The sequence below is a fragment of the Streptomyces sp. JB150 genome (assembly GCF_011193355.1).
In the GTDB taxonomy this organism is placed as follows: Bacteria; Actinomycetota; Actinomycetes; order Streptomycetales; family Streptomycetaceae; genus Streptomyces.
Genome location: NZ_CP049780.1, coordinates 22,405 through 39,459, shown reverse-complemented (window position 1 = coordinate 39,459; position 17,055 = coordinate 22,405). Strand labels below are relative to the sequence as shown.

The following is a 17,055-nucleotide window of genomic DNA, read 5'->3' as shown; positions in this document are numbered from 1 at the left end:
GGGGCCCTGTCGAACAGAAGGAAGCAGACGCATGAGTGACGTTCGCAGCCAGGGGGCCGGTGTGGTGATCGCCGCGGTGGGGGCGATCACCCCGCACGGCGCCTCGGCCGAGGCCCTGTGGGAGGGGGTGCGCGCCGGGCGGGTGGCGATCGCGCCCGTGCGCCGCCTGTCCATGGACCACTACCAGACCACCCTGGGCGGTGAGGTCGCCGAGGCGCCCCGGCCCGGGTACGCGTACGCCGCGCCGGGCGGCAGCCGTGACTTCTCCATCGACTTCGCGCTGGCCGCCGCCGAGGAGGCCATGGCCGGTTCGGGGCTGCGGATCGGCGCCGACATCCCGGCCGAGCGGTGGGGGGTCGCCTACGGCACCTGCCACGGCGGCTGGCGCAGTGCCGAGCTGGCTCTGCGGGAGGTGCACGAGGGCCGCAGTCCCGACTGGCGCCGCTACACGTTCGTGCCGCCGCAGGCGGGCGCGGAGGCGCTGTCGGCGGCGTTCGGCCTCAAGGGGCCGGTGTTCAGTGTGAACACGGCGTGTGCCGCCAGCGCGCACGCGCTCGCCCACGCCCTGGAGGTGATCCGCTCGGGTGCGGCCGACGCGATGCTCGTCGGCGGCAGCGACGCGTTCACCGAGTCGGCGTTCGCCGGGTTCAGCAGTCTGTGGTCGCTCTCCCCGCAGCCGGCGGCTCCCTATTCCAGGGACCGTTCGGGTCTGACCCTGGGTGAGGGCAGCGGGATGCTGGTGCTTTTGTCGCGGCGGGTGGCCGAGCGCACCGGCGCCCCGGTCGTCGCCGAGGTGCTGGGTTACGGCCTGTCCGCCGACGGCCACCACCCCACCGCGCCGCACCCCGAGGGTGAGGGCGCGGCGCGGGCGATCCGGGCGGCCCTTGACTCCTCGGGGCTGGTCGCGGACGACATCCGGTACGTCAACGGGCACGGTACGGGCACGCAGAAGAACGACTCGGCGGAGAGCAACGCCGTGCGCGCGGCGCTGGGTGCGGCGGCCGAGAAGATCGCGCTGTCCAGCACCAAGTCGATGATCGGTCATCTGCTGGGCGCGGCCGGGGCGGTGGAGGGGATCGTCACGGCGCTGGCCCTGCGCGACCAGGTGGCGCCGCCGACGGCGTCCTTCACCGGGGCGGACCCGCAGTGCGGTCTGGACCCGGTGGCGGGGACGGGCCGTCCGATGGTGCTGGAGACGGCGCTGTCCAACAACTTCGGGTTCGCCGGCGCCAACGCCACCATCGCCTTCGCCCGGCCGGGCGGGCGGGGTGCGCCGCCGCCGGCCGCCGGCCCGGACGATGTCGTGGTGACCGGGCTGGGGGTGATCACCTCGGCCGGTGAGGGGCCCGAGGCGCTGTGGGAGGCGTACGCGGCGGGGCGCCGGCAGGGTGTGCCGGAGAACAACTTGCGCGTGGCGCGGGTGGAGTTCGACCGTTCGGTGGCGGGCACGCCCCGGGAGCGGCGGCGCATGGACAAGGTGTCCCAGCTCGCCATCGCCTCGTGCCGGGCCGCCCTGGACGCCGCGGGGGCGGACAGGGACGCGGCGGCCGTCGCCGCGACCGGTGTGGTGCTCGGCACCGCGATCGGGCCGATGGAGAGCGGTGAGCGGTTCACCGTGCCGGTGCTGCGCGAGGGCGTGCAGGAAGCGAACCCGGCGGTGTTCACGAACACCGTGTACAACGGTGCGGCCGGTCATGTGGCCATGGCTCTGGGCACGAAGGGGCCGACGTCGACGCTGACGTCGGGGCACGCGGCCGGTGCGGCCGCCCTGTCGGTGGCCTACGACATGCTGCGTGCCGGGCGCGTGGAGCGGGTGCTGGTGCCGGCGGTCGAGGCGTTCTCCGCCGCCACGCTGGCCGCCTACGAAAGTATCCCGCTGTTCGGTTCGGCGTCCGGGCGCCGCTACACGCTCGCGGAGGCGGGCATCGCGCTGCTGCTGGAGCGGCGGTCGAGCGCCGAGCGGCGCGGCGCGCCGGTCCACGCCGTGGTGCTGGGGCATGCGACCGCGTCGGACGCGTGCGGCATCGGCCGCTGGGATGCGGCGGGTGAGGGCGTGGAGCGGGCGATGCGCGGGGCGCTGCGCGCTGCCGGGCTGCGGCCGCGGCAGGTGGCGGCGGTCTGGGCGAGCGCGGCGGGTCTGGCTGCCGCCGACCGTCCCGAACTGGCCGCCGTGGCGCGGGTGTTCGGTGCGGGCGAGGTGCGCGTCGAGGCTCCCAAGCGGGTGCTCGGCGAGCCGGCCGGTGCGGGTGCCCAGCTGGCGGCGGTGCTCGCGGTCGGTGCCTGGCGGGCGGGCGGGGACCTGCGCCCGGTCCTGGTGAACAGCTCGTCCCTGGGCGGCACGCACACCTCGCTGGTGCTGTCCCCTGTCCCTGTGCCCGTAACGGAGTGAGGCCGATGACCACCGCCTATGACGTGAAGATCCTTTCGACCGGTGCGTACGTGCCCGGTGAGCCGCTGGACAACGCCACGCTGGAGAAGTTCGTCGGGCCGCTGCCGGACGATGTGCTGGAGGGCATCCAGGTCAAGACCCGGTACTGGATGATCGACCCGGTCACGGGTGAGCACCGCATCAACAACAGCCGGATGGCCGAGCGTGCCTCCCGACAGGCGCTGGAGCGGGCCGGTGTGGAGCCCGGTGAGCTGGACCTGATCGTGGTGTGCACGGCGACGCCGGAGTACACGCTGCCCAACGTGGCCACCACGCTGCAGCATTACCTGGGTCTGGAGAGCGTTGCCGCGGTCGAGATCCGCGGGGCGTGCGCGGGCTGGGTGCAGGCACTGGACCTGGCGCGGCGGCAGCTGGCCGACGGGACGGCGCGTACCGCCCTGGTGGTGGGCAGCGAGGCCGGGTCGCCGGTGCTGGCGCCGCACTTTCTGGGCAAGGACCCGGCGCGGGTGCGGATGCGGGACCGGCTGATGCTGTACACGTTCGGGGACGGTGCGGGGGCCGTGGTGATGCGGGCGGAGCCCGCGGGCGGCGGCTCCGGCGGTGCGGGCGATGCGGGGGGCGGGTTCGCTTTCGTCAACGCGTGTGTGGGCGGGCTGCGCAAGCCCGGTATGGAGATCATCGGGGGCGGTACGGATGTGCCGCAGGCGGAGCAGCTGCGGCGGCGCCAGCTGATCCAGATGAAGATCGACGTGCCCGGCACCTCCACGTTCGGTCCGCAGGTGTTCGTCCGGGCGATCAGGGAGATGGCCCGCAAGGACGGCCGGGCGCTCGGGGAGTTCGACGCGATCGTGCTGCCGGAGGGCAACGCGGAGTACTTCGCCGACGAGTTCGCCTCCGCCGGGCTGTCGCAGGAGGACATCGAGACGCTCGACGGGCGGATCGTGGAGAACCTGGCCGAGGTGGGGGCGACCGGTTCGGCCGCGGTGCCGCTGTCGCTGGACGCGGGCTGGACGTCGGGGCGGATCGGGCCCGGCGACCGGATCGTGCTGCTCGGCATCGAGGCCAGCCGGTACGTGTACACCGGGCTGTCGCTGACCTGGCAGGCGCCGCTGCCGGCCTGAACGGCCGCCTGTTCTTTCCCCTTGTCCGCTCGCCGCCCCGGGTCCGGGGCCGCGACGTTTCGAAAGGCATTGACGTGGCAATCAAGCACCGCAAGCTGGGCACGGCCGCGCTGGAGGTCTCCGCGCAGGGCCTGGGCTGCATGGGCATGACGTTCGGGTACGGCGACGTGGACGAGGCCGAGGCCCGGGCCACCATCGACCGGGCGCTGGAGCTCGGCGTGACGCTGCTGGACACCGCCGACATGTACGGCCCGTACACCAACGAGGAGCTGGTCGGGCGGGCCGTGGCCGGGCGGCGCGAGAAGGTGGTCCTGGCGTCCAAGGTGGGCAACGAGGTCGTCGACGGCCGGCTCACCTGGCGGATCAACGGCCGCCCGGAGTACATCCGCCGTTCCATCGAGGGCACGCTGCGCCGTCTGGGCACCGACCACCTCGACCTGTACTACCTGCACCGCGTCGACCCGGACGTGCCGGTGGAGGAGAGCTTCGGGGCGCTCGCCGAGCTCGTCCAGGCCGGGCTCGTGCGGCATCTGGGGATCTCCGAGGCGGGGCCGGCGACCATCCGGCGCGCGCACGCGGTGCATCCGCTGACGGCCGTGCAGACCGAGTACTCGCTGTTCACCCGGGATGTCGAGGTCAACGGCGTGCTGGAGACGGTGCGGGAGCTGGGGATCGGCTTCGTGGCCTACAGCCCGCTGGGCCGCGGCTTCCTCACCGGCACGATCCGTGACACCGCCGACATTCCCGAGGGCCTGGACTTCCGGCGTATCGCCCCGCGTTTCAAGGACGAGAACATCCGCCGCAACCTGCCGGTCGTCGACCAGCTCAGCGATCTGGCGGCCGCGTCCGGCACCACGGTCACGCGCCTGGCGCTGGCCTGGGTGCTCTCCCGCGGCGAGGACGTCGTCGCCATCCCCGGCACCAAGCGGCGCACCTACCTGGAGGAGAACCTGTCCGCGTCCGACGTGCGCCTCTCCCCCGACGTGCTGGCCGCGATCGACACCATCGCCCCCTACGGCGTGACCGCCGGCAACCGGTACCCGGACGCCGAGATGGCCTCGCTGAGCCGCTGAAGCCCCCCTGCTCCCCTGTCCTGCCCTGCCTTCGGCCGTCCGCCCCCGACCCCTTGGGAGAACCGACATGTCCGCCCCCACGCCTCGCCCCGTACGCCGCGTGCTCATCGCCGGCGGCGGGATCGGCGGCATCGCCACCGCGCTGGCCCTGCAGCAGCAGGGCATCGACTGCGTCGTCTTCGAACGCGCGCCCCAGCTGCGCGACGGCGGCGCCGGACTGCACATCTGGACCAACGGCATGCTCGCCCTGGCCCGTCTGGGGGTGGCCGACCAGGTCGCCCGGATCGCGCCCGCCCAGTCCGCGTGCCACTTCGCGACCTCGGCCGGCCGGCCCATCGGCACCTGGCCGGTGGGCGAGTTCGTCGAGCGCTACGGGCAGGCCACGGTCGCCATCGGCCGCTCCGACCTGCACGGCATCCTGCGGGACGCCGTCAGCGCGCCGGTCGTCACCGGCGCCGAGGTCACCGGCTACACCGAGCACGAGGACGGTGTCAGCCTGCACTTCGCCGACGGCACCAGCGCGCAGGGCGACCTGCTGATCGGCGCCGACGGCATCCGCTCCGCGGTGCGCGCCCAGCTGCTGGGCCCGCAGCCTCCCGACTACACCGGCTACATCGCCTGGCGCGGCCACGCCCGGATGAGTGCCGAGGAAATCCCGCCGGGCACGTTCACGGCCCTGTTCGGCCAGGGCACCCGCTTCACCTACTACGACATCGCGCCCGGCGTCGTGCACTGGATGAGTGTCGCCGACGGGCCGGCCGGCGGCCGCGACGAGGGCACGCCCGAGCAGACCCTGCAGATGCTGCGTGAGCGGCACGCCGGGTGGACCGGGCCGGTGCGGCGCATCCTGGACGCCACCGTGCCGGAGAGCATCCTGCGCGGCGACGTCATGGACCGCAAGCCCGACGCCGTCTGGGGACGGGGCCGGGTCACCCTGCTCGGCGACGCCGCCCACGCCATGAGCTTCAACATCGGGCAGGGCGCCTGCCAGGCCATCGAGGACGCCCTCGTCCTGGCCGGGCACCTCGCCGCGCCCGGCACCGACGCCGTGCGGGCGCTGCGCGTCTACGAGGCCGAACGCCAGGAGCGCACCCGGCCGATGCAGCTGCTGGCACACCGCATCGGCGTGCTCGGCTCGCTGCACAACCCGGCCGCGGTCTGGCTGCGCGACCGGGTGATGGGACTGGCCTGGAACCGCATCTTCCACTCCACCGAACGCGATCACGTCGCCTACGGCACGCGGTGGACGTCCGGCGCCGGCGCCACCGCCGCCTGACCGGGCTCGCACCCGCCCGTACTCGCCCATGATGAGAGGACTGCTGTTGTGACCACTGCGCCCACCAACCCGGCACAAGCACTGTGGGAAAGCGCCGGGGAACGGAACAAGGCGACCATCCGGCGCGTCTTCACCGAGTTCGTCAACCAGGGCGACGCCTCGGTCGTGGACGAGTGCTACCGGCCCGACATCGTCGACCACGCGGGCCTGCCCGGCGCGCCCGAGGGCGCCGAAGGCGTGAAGTACACCATCGCCGGGCTGCGGGAGGCGTTCCCCGACTTCCACGTCACCATCGAGGACATCAGCGCCCACGACGACATGGTCGTCATCCACAACACCTGGCGCGGCACCCACCTGGGCGAACTGCTCGGCATGGCGCCCACCGGCCGTTCGTTCCTGTCCGTCGGCATCGTCATCTGGCGGTTCGACGAGGAGGGCCGGATCGCCGAACGCTGGGAGCACGGCGTGTCGTCCAACATGTTCGCCGCGCTCGGCATGCGGATGCTGGCGCCGCGCAAGGGCCGCCGGCGCACCACGGAAGGGGTGCGGTCGGTGACGCGGACCGTGCCGCTGAAGTCCGGCAAGCCGGCGGCCTGGCAGCGGCTGACCGCCGAGCTGGAGGGGCCGCGCCGGCGCGAGTACGAGGCCTCCAGGCGCCGGCTGGGCATCACCAGCGAGGTGCTGCGCATCGACCCGCGGCCCGACCAGGACCACGTGATCGTGCACTTCGAGACCGCCGACCCGGAGCGCACCAGGAAGCGCTGGCTGGAGTCGACGGACCCCTTCGACCGGTGGCTGCGCGAGCAGATCCTCGACATCCACGGCGAGGACCCCTGGGCCGGGCCCGCCACCTCCTGCGAGCAGACCGGCTGGGCCTGGACGGCACCGCCGCGCCTCACCGCCGGCCGGCCCGACGGATCGAACTGAACGGCACGCGGTCTGCCGACCCGGACTCGAGCCGTCTTCCAGACCCGGTCGGCAGACTCAGGTCATCCCCCCACCACCCCGACCGACGGGCCCGCGCCGTACTTCCCCCGGCGGCGCGGGCCCGTCCTCTCTCCCGCTCACTGCCCGTCGACCGGCGACCGCGCGCGGACGGCGGCGTACTCGCCACAGCGGACCCGCTCGTGCGCGTGCCACGCATCCGGCCCGGCCTCACCTGAAAGGGGCCCGTTGCCGCAGACGTCCTTGAGCGGGCCGCGAGCACGCGACGCCACGAGAAGCGGTCTCAAGGACCTCACCCGAGAACGGATGCCCCATGGCCACTGACCACGTACTGACCGGCTCCGCACCCCCCGGACCCAGCGGCACGAACGCCCGGCCCGCCCCCACGTCCGCGACCGAGACGCCCGCGGCCGGTGAGGCCAAGCGCGCCGGGATCTCCCGGCTGCCGTCCCTGACGGGCCTGCGCTTCCTCGCCGCGCTGACCGTGTTCGTCTACCACCTCTCCATCCCGATCCCGTCGCTGCGGCTGCTGGCGGACGACCGGACCGAGTTCCGGCTCTACCGCTGGTTCGACCAGGCCGGCGGGCTCGGCGTGTCGTTCTTCTTCGTGCTCAGCGGGTTCGTGCTGACCTGGTCGGCGCGCGGCAACGACACCCCGGCCGGGTTCTGGCGGCGCCGGTTCGTCAAGGTGTACCCGAACTACGTGGTCGCCTGGGTGCTGGCGATGGCGCTGTTCGCCAGTGACATCACCTCCGACGGGGTCGCCCTGGCCAACCTCTTCATGGTGCAGGTGTGGGTGCCGGAGTACTACACCAACTTCAGCGTGGACCCGCCGAGCTGGTCGCTGGGCGTGGAGGTGGTCTTCTACCTGTGCTTCCCGCTGCTGCTGGCCGCCTTCCGGCGTATCGACCCGCGCCACCTGAAGTACTGGATCGGCGGGGCGGTCGCCGCGGTGTGGGCCACCCCGGCGGTGGCGTACGCGCTGTTCCCCGCCACCCCGCTGGTGCCCAGCGGGCAGAACCTGCCCGCCACCGCGTACTGGTTCACCTATGTGCTGCCGCCCGTGCGGATGGTCGACTTCGCGCTGGGCATCCTGGTCGCGCTCGCGGTCAAGCACGGGCGCTGGCGCAACATCGGCATGATCCCCTCGTTCGTGCTGCTGGGCGCCGGGTACTGGCTCACGTTCCACATGCCCTACTTCTACGGGCAGCGCGCCACCATGATCATCCCGATCGTGCTGCTGATCGCGGCCGCGGCGACCGCCGACGTGGAGGGCCGCTTCAGTCTGTTCCGCAACCGCGTGATGGTGTGGCTGGGCGAGATCTCCTTCGCGTTCTACCTGCTGCACTACATCGTGCTCGTGTGGCTGCGCGAGCAGCTCGGCACGCGGATGTTCTCCAACACGGCAGGCTTCGCGATCCTGGCGGGCGCGGCCGTGGGCACGGTGGCGCTGTCCTGGGTGCTCTACCGGCTGGTGGAGGTTCCGCTGGTGCGCCGCTTCAGCCGCTCGCGGCGCGCCGAGCACCCCGACACCGCCACCTGACGATTCCTCAGAGGTGGGCCGGCCGGCCGCTGATGGCCGGCCGGGCCGGTACGACGGCGGCGCGCTGCCTGTGGGGGCAGCGCGCCGCCGTCGTGCCGGTCCGGGCGTGACGCCCCTTTCCGGAGGGTGTTCTCGGTGTCAGCGCAGGAGTGCCTCGATGCCGGGGACGAGGTCGGCGGGGCGCGGCATGGCCGCGACCGTCCGGCCCAGCTGCGCGGCCGCGGGCAGCGCGCGGCCGCCGTTGACCAGCTCGGCGATGTGGAAGCGCAGCCGCAGCATGCTGGAGGCGCCGCGCAGTTCGTCGTCGGTCAGGCAGACGCCGACGCCGGCCTGCTGCAGGTGTTTGCCCGCCCGGCGTTCCGCCTCCCCGGCCGGCAGGACCAGCTGGGACACCCCGTGCCGGGCGGCCGCGTACACGACCCCTTCGTCGCCGCTGTGGACGACGACGACGCTGCCCTGCAGCACCACGTTCCAGGGGTGGTCGTCGCCCCGGAGGACGACGAGCTGCAGTCCGAGGCTCTCGACGCCCTCGGCGACCCGGCGGAACAGCCGTGCCCGGCGCCGGTCCTCGGGCCGGGTGCCGGTCGGTATGCCGGTGACGCACACGCGCGGGAGCAGCGACAGCTCGGTGAGGTGGGGCTGCGGGCGCGGCGGCAGTTCGTAGGCGTCGCCGCGCACCTGCCAGGCGCCGGGCTGCGGGCGTTCCCGCAGCAGCGGGGGGCAGGGGTCGATCCAGACGGTCGGGGCCGGCGCCAGCGGCGGGTGGGCGTAGGGGAGGTAGCCGACGGTGGGCACCTCCGACTCGGCCGCCATGGCCGTCGCCCTGGGGCACAGCGGGTCGTGCACCACCAGGTCGGGCCGCCAGGCCCGGCTGAACTGCCGCGGCCCGGCCAGGACCGGAACGAGTCCGGCCCGGACCACGCGGTTGCGCGTCCGGGCCGGGCCGGAGAAGCGGACCTCGTGCCCGGCCGCCTGCAGTTCCCTCGCGAGCAACACCAGGCGCAGCGCCGCCGGCATACCGAGGCCGGCCGCGAAGAGCACACGCACAGTTCCTCCCTGGCCCTGTGTCAGGCGAAGCGGTCGAGCATCCGCCCGCTGCCGGTGTCGACGTCCAGCGCCGGGTCGCTCGCGAGCACGGCCCGCTGCAGGTGCTGCAGGCGCTGTGAGGGCTCGATGCCCAGCTCTTCGACGAGCCGGGTGCGCAGGTTCTGGAAGACGTCGAGTGCCGCGGAGGGCCGTCCCGCCCGGTAGAAGGCGACCATGCACTGGGCGTGCAGGCCCTCGTGCAGCGGGTGCCGGGCGGCGAGCGCGGTCAGTTCGGTGAGCAGTTCGCCGTGGCGGCCCAGGCGCAGCTCGACGTCGATACGGCGCTCCAGCACCCCCAGCCGGCTCTCCTCCAGCCGCATCGCCTCGATCTCCAGGAGCGGGCCGGTGCGTACGTCGACGAGGGCCGGGCCGCGCCACAGGCCGAGGGCGTCGCGGAACAGTTCGGCGGCCTCGCGGTGCTCGCCGCGGTCCAGGGCGCGCTGGCCGAGGTTGGACAGCCGGTCGTGCTCGTGCGCGTCGATGCTGCCGGGCGTGGTCTGCAGGAGGTATCCCCCGTGCCGGGTCAGCAGCAGTTCCTTGGAGCCGCCGGGCTCCCCGTCCAGTGCCTTCTCCATGCAGCGCCGCAGCTGGAGGATGTAGGTCTGCAGGGTGGTGAGCGCGCTGCGCGGCGGTGCGTCGCCCCAGATCTCCTCCATCAGCGCGGACACCGGCAGCACCTGGTTGGCGTAGATCGCGAGCAGTGCCATGATCTGCCGCGGCTTCGCCGCTGTGGGCAGGATCGAGACGCCCTTCAGCTCGGCGTCCAACGATCCCAGAACAGAGATTCGCATTCGGCCCCCTTGTGTCTCTGTCATCGGACCCCGAACCTCCCACGCGGGCCGGCCGCGCGGACAGTGCGCTGCTCCCGCCCGTGCGGGTGTCGTGGTCCTCTCGGGGACGTGAGCGATTCATGGTCGCGGGGCCGTGCGGGCACGAAGCCGTGGCCGGCGGTTCTCAGTCGCCGGTGAGCACGGGGCGGTCGTGGAGGGCGAGGCAGGCCTCGTAGGCCGGCAGGAGGCCTCTGGCCAGGGCCTCGGCCGCGGTGGGCGCGGCCAGGTCCTCGTCGGACATCACCGGCGCCTGGGTGAGCCCCCACGGCAGGGCGAGGGCGGGGTCGAGGGCGCTGACGGTGTAGCCGGAGCCGGGTGTGCGGGGCAGGGAGCTGTGGCAGGCGACGACCGTGTCGTCCTCGAGTGCGAGCCAGGCGTGGCCCAGGCCCTCGGAGACGAACACGCCGCAGGTGTCGCGGTGGTCGAGCCGGAGCACCTCGTGACGGCCGTACTCGGGGGAGCCGACGCGCAGGTCCACCACGACGTGGACGGCGGAGCCCCTGACGCAGTCGAACAGGCGGGGGCGGGCGTCCTCGCCGGCGCTGCCGTGGATGCCGCGCAGCACCAGGCGCCGGGCGGCCGACAGGTCGCTGTAACGGATCGCGAAGGGCCGTCCGGTCCCGTTCTCGACGTCGTCCTGGCGGAACGTCTCGTAGCGGACGACGACCTCGTCCGTGACAGCCCGGGGCGTCAGCAGGAACGCGCCGGGCAGGCCGAGTTCGCTGACTTCCAGGCTGTGACGGTCCATGTCCAGGAGGTTAAGCGCCGCTGCTCAAGACCGGGTGGAGCAGCGCGCGTCGCCCCCTCGCCCGGCCGGCCGCGGCGCGCACGGCGGGCCGCGGCGGGTTGTGGCGGGCCGCGGCGGGTTGTGGCGTGCGGCGGGATGCGGCGGCCGGGTGGGGGCGGGCGCGGCCGGGCGGGTCAGGCCTGTGCGGCCGGTGCCGGGTCGACGCCGAGCTGGCGGAAGAGGTCGTCCATGTTCAGCTGGTCCCAGTGCTCGGCGAGCAGGCCGTCCTGCACCCGCCAGATGTCGATGGACTGGAAGTTCACCGGGCGTCCGCTGGCCGGTATGCCGAGGAAGGTGCCCTGGTGGGTGGCGCTGTACTCCAGGCGCGCGGCGACGCGGTCGCCTTCGGCGATGACGTCGTGGAGCTCGGCCTTCAGGTCGGGGAAGGCGGCGAACACCTGGACCCAGAACGCCCGGTTGGCGTCGATGCCGTCGGCGACGGCCGGGTTGTGGTCGAGGTGGCCGGGGGCCGTGTGCTCCTCCATCGTGCTCACGTCGTGGTTGTTGATCATGTCGACGAAGCTCTGGACGAGGGTGTGGTGGTTGCGGGACATCTGTGGCCTCTTTCGGCTGGCTGTCGGGAAAAGGGGGGCGGGCAGGGGCGGGTTTCGGTCAGAGCATCGCGGCCGGCGGTCGAGCCGCTCTGGAGCGCGCCCGGCGCCGGCGGCGGCGCGAGCGGGACGCGAGGCGCCGCCCGAGCGCCGGGTGCGGTGGTGGGCGGGGGTCAGCTCAGCCAGCAGTCGGGGGCGGGTCCGCCCTTGCCGATCGGCGGGAAGAGCCGGTCGAGTTCGGCCAGCAGGGAGGTCGGGAGGGTGTGGTCCAGCGCTTCGAGGGCGCCGTCGATGTGCTGCTCGGTGCGCGGTCCGATCACCGCGGCCGTCACGCCGGGGCGGGACAGTGTCCAGGCCATGCCGACCACCGCCGGGTCCAGGCCGTACTCGGCGCACAGCTTCTCGTAGGCCTCGATGGTGTCGCGCTGCGCGTCCAGGGCCTCCAGCGCGCGGCCCTGCGCGGACTTGACGGCGGAGTTGGTCGCCAGCTTGCGCAGCACGCCGCCGAGCAGGCCGCCGTGCAGCGGCGACCACACCAGCAGGCCGAGCCCGTGTGCCTGGGCGGCGGGGATGACCTCCAGTTCGGTGTACCGGGTGACGAGGTTGTACACGAACTGCTCGGAGACCAGGCCCAGGCTGTTCCTGCGCTGGGCGGCGGCCTGCGCGGTGGCGATGTCCCAGCCGGCGAAGTTGGAGGAGCCGACGTAGCGCACCTTGCCCTGGGTGACCAGGAGGTCCATGGCCTGCCAGACCTCGTCCCAGCCCACGGTCCGGTCCAGGTGGTGCATCTGGTACAGGTCGATCCAGTCGGTGCCCAGCCGGCGCAGGGACGCCTCGCAGGAGGCGACGATGTTGCGGGCCGACAGGCCGTGGTCGTTCAGGCCGTGGTCGCTCATCGGGTCGCCCACCTTGGTGGCCAGGACGACCTCGTCGCGGCGGGAGGGGTTCTTGGCGAGCCAGCGGCCGATGACTTCCTCGGTGTGGCCCTTGTGGACGCGCCAGCCGTAGGTGTTGGCGGTGTCGACCAGGTTGATGCCCCGCTGCAGCGCATGGTCCAGGAGGCGGTGGGCCTCCGGCTCCTCCACCCGGCCACCGATGTTGACGGTGCCCAGGGCCAGCCTGCTGACCCGCAGGCCGGTACGGCCCAGCTGTGTGTAGATCACGCGACCTTCTCCTCGTTCGGGGGGGGGTGGATGCTTGTGCGGGCGGGGGCGGGTTCAGGACACGCCGGCCTCGCGGCCGCTGGAGCAGAACCGGGTGGTCAGGCGCAGCCCTTCGTCCAGGGACACCTGCGGTTCCCAGCCGGTCGCGGCCCGGAAGGCGGCAGAGTCGACGGTCACGCTGCGGAAGTCGCTGACCTCGGCGTACTCGGGCGGCTCCACGCAGACCACCGGCACCGCCTCCTTGCCCGTCTGCTCGGCGACCAGCGCGGCGACCTGCCGGAAGACCTCGCCGAGGGGGGCGGCCCGGCCGGTGCCGATCAGCCAGCGCTTGCCGTGCAGGACGTCCATGCGGGCGATCGCGGCCCAGAAGGCGCGGGCGACGTCGTCGACGTGGAGCAGGTCCCGGCGCACCGAGCCGTCGTGCCACATGGTCAGGGGCTCGCCGGCCACCGCGCGGCGGGTCATCGTGGAGACGATGCCCTTGTCCCGGGCGGTGGAGCCGGGGCTGTAGCCGTACAGGGTGGTCAGGCGCAGGCAGGCGCCGCGCACGGTGCCCGCCGCGTCGGCCTCCAGCAGCAGTCGTTCCGCTTCGAGTTTGAGGCGTTCGTAGTAGCCCTTGGGCCGGTCGGGCTCGCTGCCGTCCAGGACCTCCTTGTCGGCGGTGCCGGCGGCGGTGACCGATCCGGTGAACAGCACGGTCGGCGGCGGGGAGACGGTGCGCTCGCCGAGGGCGTGCAGCAGGTCGCGCATCAGGCCCACGTGGACACGGGCGGCGCCCTCGTCGCCGTCGGTGATGCGCCAGGTGGACGCCCCCGCGATGTACGCCAGGGCGTGGATGACGACGTCGGCGTCCTGGACGGCGGCGGCCATCCGGCCGGGTTCGGTCAGGTCCGCGGAGATCACCTCGATCTCGGCGCGGGCGTCCTCGGGGACGGGGCACGGGCGGCGGGAGACGGCCCGTATCCGTACCGGGTGGCGTGCCAGTTCGCGCAGGACGGCGGAGCCGACGAAGCCGGCGGCGCCCAGCACCACGATGAGCGGGGACTTGACGGTCACAGCGCTGCCTCCAGCGTCCGGGCGGGATCGGGTGCGGGCAGCGTGCCCGCGTGCCGCGGGTGCGGGGCGGGTCCCGGCACGCTGCGGCTTCGGGGGGAAGTGGGCGTCGGGTACGGCGCGCCGGTACGGGCCCCGGCGGGGCCGGGGCCGCTCACAGCAGGCATGCGGCCAGGCTCCGGGCCTCGACGTTGACGTGGTATCCGAAGTGGATGAGGCGGCTGAGCAGGCCGAGGGTCATCCACCGGTAGTTGTCCGGTACGTCGACCTCGTGGTCCTCGGGGACTTCGACGACCAGGTGGCGTGTGTCCGCGCGGGAGAAGCGCCCGCCGTCCTCCGACTGGACCGTGTCCAGGCGGACCCAGGAGGCGGGGGCGTCGAGGTAGGCGGTCAGCGGCGGGAAGTCCTGCGGGCCGCGGTGGTAGCCCGGGGAGAACTGCACGGTGGGCCCCAGTTCCAGACGGTCCGTCAGGCCGGGCTGGACGGTGGCCTGGAGCAGGAACTCCAGCACGCCGGCCCGCCGCCGGCAGATCAGGGCCACGGTGTTGCCGGGGCGGGGTTCGAGCATGGGCTGCCACCAGGTGCCGACCTCCCGGCTGGTCGCCCGCACCGAGAAGCCGAGGATGTCGAAGATGCGGCCGTCGCGATGGCGGATGCTGTCGTCGTCGACGATCCATTCGTCCATCTCGCGCAGACTGGTGCGCCGCACGTCCAGGCTGTAGGCCGCCTTCTGGTCGAACAGCCACGTCAGGGTGGTGGCGAGGTCGGCCGCGCGGACCGGTGTGCGGTGCGAGGTCAGCAGGTCGGCGTGGAAGGGGTCGGTCTGCCCGGTGTGGGAGGGCCCCTCCTCGGGGGCGGTGCCGTAGGCGATGCCGGACAGCACGGTGCGGGCGTTCATGTTGACGCGGTTGCCCAGCAGCAGCTGCCGGCGCAGCTGGCCCAGGGTGAGCCAGGTGAAGTCCTCCTCGACGGGTACGTCCTCGTCCTCGGGAACCTCGACGATCATGTTGCGGTTCCTCTTGTACAGGTACCAGTAGCCGTGCTCGGACAGCAGCTGGTCGAACAGGACGCGCCGGCGTGTGCCCTCCAGGAAGTACTCCAGGTACGGGGTGGCCCTGCCGCCGTGGACGCGCTTGTAGTTGCTCTGGGTCGCCTGGACGGTCGCCGCGTACTGGACGAAGGCGGTGTTGCCGGGCTCCATCTTCGCCTGCATGAGGAAGTGGAGCACGCCGTTGAACCGCTTGACGATGATGCCGAGGATGCCGACTTCGGGCTGGACGATGATCGGCTGGCTCCACTGCCGTACCGGTCCGAAGTCGGTGTGCACGCGCAGGCCCTCGACGGTGAAGAACTTGCCGTCGGCGCGGTTGAGCCGGTCGTCCAGATGCCAGTTGGGCAGGTCGGCCAGCGGTATGCGCTGCACCTCGTACGAGGCGGACTCCTCCCTCTGTTTGAGGAAGACACCCGCGTCGGGGGTCAGTGGGGACTCCCAGTCCACCGCCGACCTCAGAAAGTCGTCGGCACCGTTCACCTCGGAATGCATCCTGCTACTTCCTTTCGACTTCACGGGCCATGACTGCCGGCCGGCGGTTGAAGAGCACCGGGCGCGCACGGTGACACCCCGGAAGGGGGGCGGGCGCCGGGGTGTCGCCGTGCGCGCCCGGGAAGGGCCGATGGCCGGATTTCCGGGGGGCCGGCCGCGCCGCGTGGCCGCGCCGCGTGGCCGCGCCGCCGTGTCGCCGTGGTGCGGCGCCGGCGCGGCGGAGGGCCGGGGTTTGCCAGTCTGGGCGGGGCCACCGGTCGCGGAAGTGGACGACGACTTGAACGCCCGTGGACGCCGGTCTCTCGCGCGCCCGCGCCCCGTGCTCGGGTGGGTGAGCGCGGGGCGCGGGCGCGTACCGGATCCGGCCGGGGCCGCACCCGCCGGTGCCGGGGCGGGGGGCGGCTGTGGTGCGGGAGCGGTCAGCGGGTGAACTCGGGGAACCGGGCGACCGTCTCGGCCGGGCCGGGCAGCCCGGCGATCTCCTGGGCGATCTTGCGGGCGGCGTTCCGGTAGGTGTCGTCGCTCAGCAGCGTGCGCACCTCGGCCTGCACGGCCTCGGCGGTCACGGCGTCGCCGAGCAGCAGGCGTCCCGCTCCGGCCGCGCTCACCGCGGGCGCGTTGCCGTGGCCGTCGCCCTCGCGCGGCAGGATCAGCTGGGGCAGCCCCGCGGCCAGCGAGGCCAGGGTGGTGCCGTGGCCGCCGTGGTGGACGACGACGTCGGCGTGGCGCAGCGCCTCGACCTGCGGCACCCACGACAGCGCCACGACCCGCTCCGGCAGCTCGCCCAGTTCGGCCGGGTCCACCACGGAGCTGGTCGCGACCAGGACGCGCACGCCCAGCGGCAGCAGGCCGTCGATCGCGGTGCGCAGCAGCTGCGCGGAGGTGACCACGGTGCCGAAGCTGAGGTAGACCAGCGGGCCCTCGCCCTGGGTGATGCTCGCGGGCAGCTCGCCCGGTTCGCCGAAGGGGACGGGGCGCTGCGGGATGATCCGGATGTCCGAGGCGAGGAAGTCCGGATCCTGCACGGACGGCGGGCAGATGTCGATGTAGGGGTGGCCCAGGCTGCGGCTGGGGGCGATCTTGTCGGCGACGCCCAGGTCGCTCGCGGTGGTGAACAGTTCGCGCTGGATCAGCGGGTCGGTGTCGGGGTGGGGGGTGACACGGCCGATGGCCTGGCACACGGCGGGCACGCCCGCGGCGGCGGCCGCGAAGCCGGCGCCCGGGTTGAGGCTCTCGTAGACGACGAGGTCGGGCCGGACGGTGTCCAGGGCGCGGGTGACGTCGGCGTGGACGGCGCGCGGCAGGACGGAGCCGAACGCCTTGACGGCCAGGCTCGCCAGGACGTGCGGGGGGATGTCACTGGCCTGTGCGGAGCCGCCGTTGGCGTCCAGGAACGCCTGTCCGCCGGCCGCCTCGATGAACGCCTCGGGGACGGTGATGCCGCCGGCGACGGGGGTGAGCTGCGACTTCTCGACGATCGGGTGGAACTGCTCGCTGGTGGCGAACCAGACCTCGTGGCCGGCGTCGCGTGCCGCCTCGGCGAGCGGCATCAGGGGGAAGACGTGTCCGTAGTTTCCAAGACTGGCGAAGAGAACCTTCATGGCGCGCGCGGCCTTTCTGCCGGTGGCGTGAGGGAAGACGGCGGGGGGATGCCCGCTCCCCGCGGCCCGGCGCGAGCGTGTCGCGCCGGGCCGC

Annotated in this window: 14 protein-coding genes; 6 read left to right on the top strand and 8 right to left on the bottom strand. The window is 73.3% G+C overall.

The genetic code is table 11. The features are described 5' to 3' along the window. Positions 1-31 precede the first annotated feature (31 nt). From G7Z13_RS00175 to G7Z13_RS00150, 6 genes are all read left to right on the top strand, one after another. Positions 32-2,389, top strand: a complete 2,358-nt coding sequence (locus tag G7Z13_RS00175) for a beta-ketoacyl-[acyl-carrier-protein] synthase family protein (protein ID WP_165994930.1) — start codon at positions 32-34, stop codon at positions 2,387-2,389. 5 nt (positions 2,390-2,394) lie between these two features. Next, positions 2,395-3,510 (top strand): 3-oxoacyl-[acyl-carrier-protein] synthase III C-terminal domain-containing protein, encoded by a 1,116-nt coding sequence (locus G7Z13_RS00170; protein ID WP_206312948.1) that lies wholly within the window; start codon positions 2,395-2,397, stop codon positions 3,508-3,510. Between the two features lie 80 nt (positions 3,511-3,590). Beyond that, positions 3,591-4,583 (top strand): aldo/keto reductase, encoded by a 993-nt coding sequence (locus G7Z13_RS00165; protein WP_166004476.1) that lies wholly within the window; start codon positions 3,591-3,593, stop codon positions 4,581-4,583. A gap of 67 nt (positions 4,584-4,650) precedes the next feature. Further along, a complete protein-coding gene (locus G7Z13_RS00160; RefSeq protein ID WP_165994929.1) occupies positions 4,651-5,859 on the top strand; it encodes an FAD-dependent monooxygenase in 1,209 nt (402 codons plus the stop codon). A gap of 48 nt (positions 5,860-5,907) precedes the next feature. Beyond that, the gene (locus tag G7Z13_RS00155) at positions 5,908-6,786 is read left to right on the top strand and encodes an ester cyclase (protein ID WP_240926051.1); all 879 of its coding nucleotides are present in this window, start codon (positions 5,908-5,910) and stop codon (positions 6,784-6,786) included. Positions 6,787-7,117: 331 nt separating this feature from the next. Then, positions 7,118-8,347, top strand: coding sequence for an acyltransferase (locus tag G7Z13_RS00150; RefSeq protein ID WP_165994928.1), 1,230 nt, complete (start codon positions 7,118-7,120; stop codon positions 8,345-8,347). A gap of 138 nt (positions 8,348-8,485) precedes the next feature. On the opposite strand, the gene G7Z13_RS00145 is transcribed toward G7Z13_RS00150, so the two are convergent. The 8 genes from G7Z13_RS00145 to G7Z13_RS00110 all read right to left on the bottom strand — a co-directional run bounded on the left by G7Z13_RS00145 (position 8,486) and on the right by G7Z13_RS00110 (position 16,961). After that, on the bottom strand, positions 8,486-9,394 hold the full coding sequence (locus tag G7Z13_RS00145; protein WP_165994927.1) for a nucleotide disphospho-sugar-binding domain-containing protein: 909 nt from the start codon (positions 9,392-9,394) through the stop codon (positions 8,486-8,488). Between the two features lie 20 nt (positions 9,395-9,414). Further along, a complete protein-coding gene (locus G7Z13_RS00140) occupies positions 9,415-10,224 on the bottom strand; it encodes an AfsR/SARP family transcriptional regulator (RefSeq protein ID WP_165994926.1) in 810 nt (269 codons plus the stop codon). Between the two features lie 163 nt (positions 10,225-10,387). Then, the gene (gene rfbC, locus G7Z13_RS00135; RefSeq protein ID WP_165994925.1) at positions 10,388-11,011 is read right to left on the bottom strand and encodes a dTDP-4-dehydrorhamnose 3,5-epimerase; all 624 of its coding nucleotides are present in this window, start codon (positions 11,009-11,011) and stop codon (positions 10,388-10,390) included. A 173-nt stretch (positions 11,012-11,184) separates the two neighbouring features. After that, positions 11,185-11,604: an ester cyclase gene (locus G7Z13_RS00130; protein ID WP_165994924.1), complete on the bottom strand. Its 420-nt coding sequence runs from the start codon at positions 11,602-11,604 to the stop codon at positions 11,185-11,187. Between the two features lie 170 nt (positions 11,605-11,774). Continuing rightward, complete coding sequence (locus tag G7Z13_RS00125; protein ID WP_165994923.1) at positions 11,775-12,764, bottom strand: aldo/keto reductase; 990 nt, start codon at positions 12,762-12,764, stop codon at positions 11,775-11,777. A 54-nt stretch (positions 12,765-12,818) separates the two neighbouring features. Beyond that, positions 12,819-13,820 (bottom strand): NAD-dependent epimerase/dehydratase, encoded by a 1,002-nt coding sequence (locus G7Z13_RS00120; RefSeq protein WP_165994922.1) that lies wholly within the window; start codon positions 13,818-13,820, stop codon positions 12,819-12,821. A gap of 151 nt (positions 13,821-13,971) precedes the next feature. Continuing rightward, complete coding sequence (locus tag G7Z13_RS00115; protein ID WP_165994921.1) at positions 13,972-15,360, bottom strand: NDP-hexose 2,3-dehydratase family protein; 1,389 nt, start codon at positions 15,358-15,360, stop codon at positions 13,972-13,974. 419 nt (positions 15,361-15,779) lie between these two features. Further along, a complete protein-coding gene (locus tag G7Z13_RS00110; protein ID WP_165994920.1) occupies positions 15,780-16,961 on the bottom strand; it encodes a nucleotide disphospho-sugar-binding domain-containing protein in 1,182 nt (393 codons plus the stop codon). Positions 16,962-17,055: the final 94 nt, after the last annotated feature.

What these genes read in the sequence shown, in the direction of transcription:
- rfbC (WP_165994925.1), bottom strand. Translation starts at nt 11,011, where the DNA reads ATGGACCGTCACAGCCTGGAAGTCAGCGAACTCGGCCTGCCCGGCGCG.
- G7Z13_RS00130 (WP_165994924.1), bottom strand. Translation starts at nt 11,604, where the DNA reads ATGTCCCGCAACCACCACACCCTCGTCCAGAGCTTCGTCGACATGATC.
- G7Z13_RS00160 (WP_165994929.1), top strand. Translation starts at nt 4,651, where the DNA reads ATGTCCGCCCCCACGCCTCGCCCCGTACGCCGCGTGCTCATCGCCGGC.
- G7Z13_RS00150 (WP_165994928.1), top strand. Translation starts at nt 7,118, where the DNA reads ATGGCCACTGACCACGTACTGACCGGCTCCGCACCCCCCGGACCCAGC.
- G7Z13_RS00170 (WP_206312948.1), top strand. Translation starts at nt 2,395, where the DNA reads ATGACCACCGCCTATGACGTGAAGATCCTTTCGACCGGTGCGTACGTG.
- G7Z13_RS00110 (WP_165994920.1), bottom strand. Translation starts at nt 16,961, where the DNA reads ATGAAGGTTCTCTTCGCCAGTCTTGGAAACTACGGACACGTCTTCCCC.
- G7Z13_RS00140 (WP_165994926.1), bottom strand. Translation starts at nt 10,224, where the DNA reads ATGCGAATCTCTGTTCTGGGATCGTTGGACGCCGAGCTGAAGGGCGTC.
- G7Z13_RS00115 (WP_165994921.1), bottom strand. Translation starts at nt 15,360, where the DNA reads ATGCATTCCGAGGTGAACGGTGCCGACGACTTTCTGAGGTCGGCGGTG.
- G7Z13_RS00175 (WP_165994930.1), top strand. Translation starts at nt 32, where the DNA reads ATGAGTGACGTTCGCAGCCAGGGGGCCGGTGTGGTGATCGCCGCGGTG.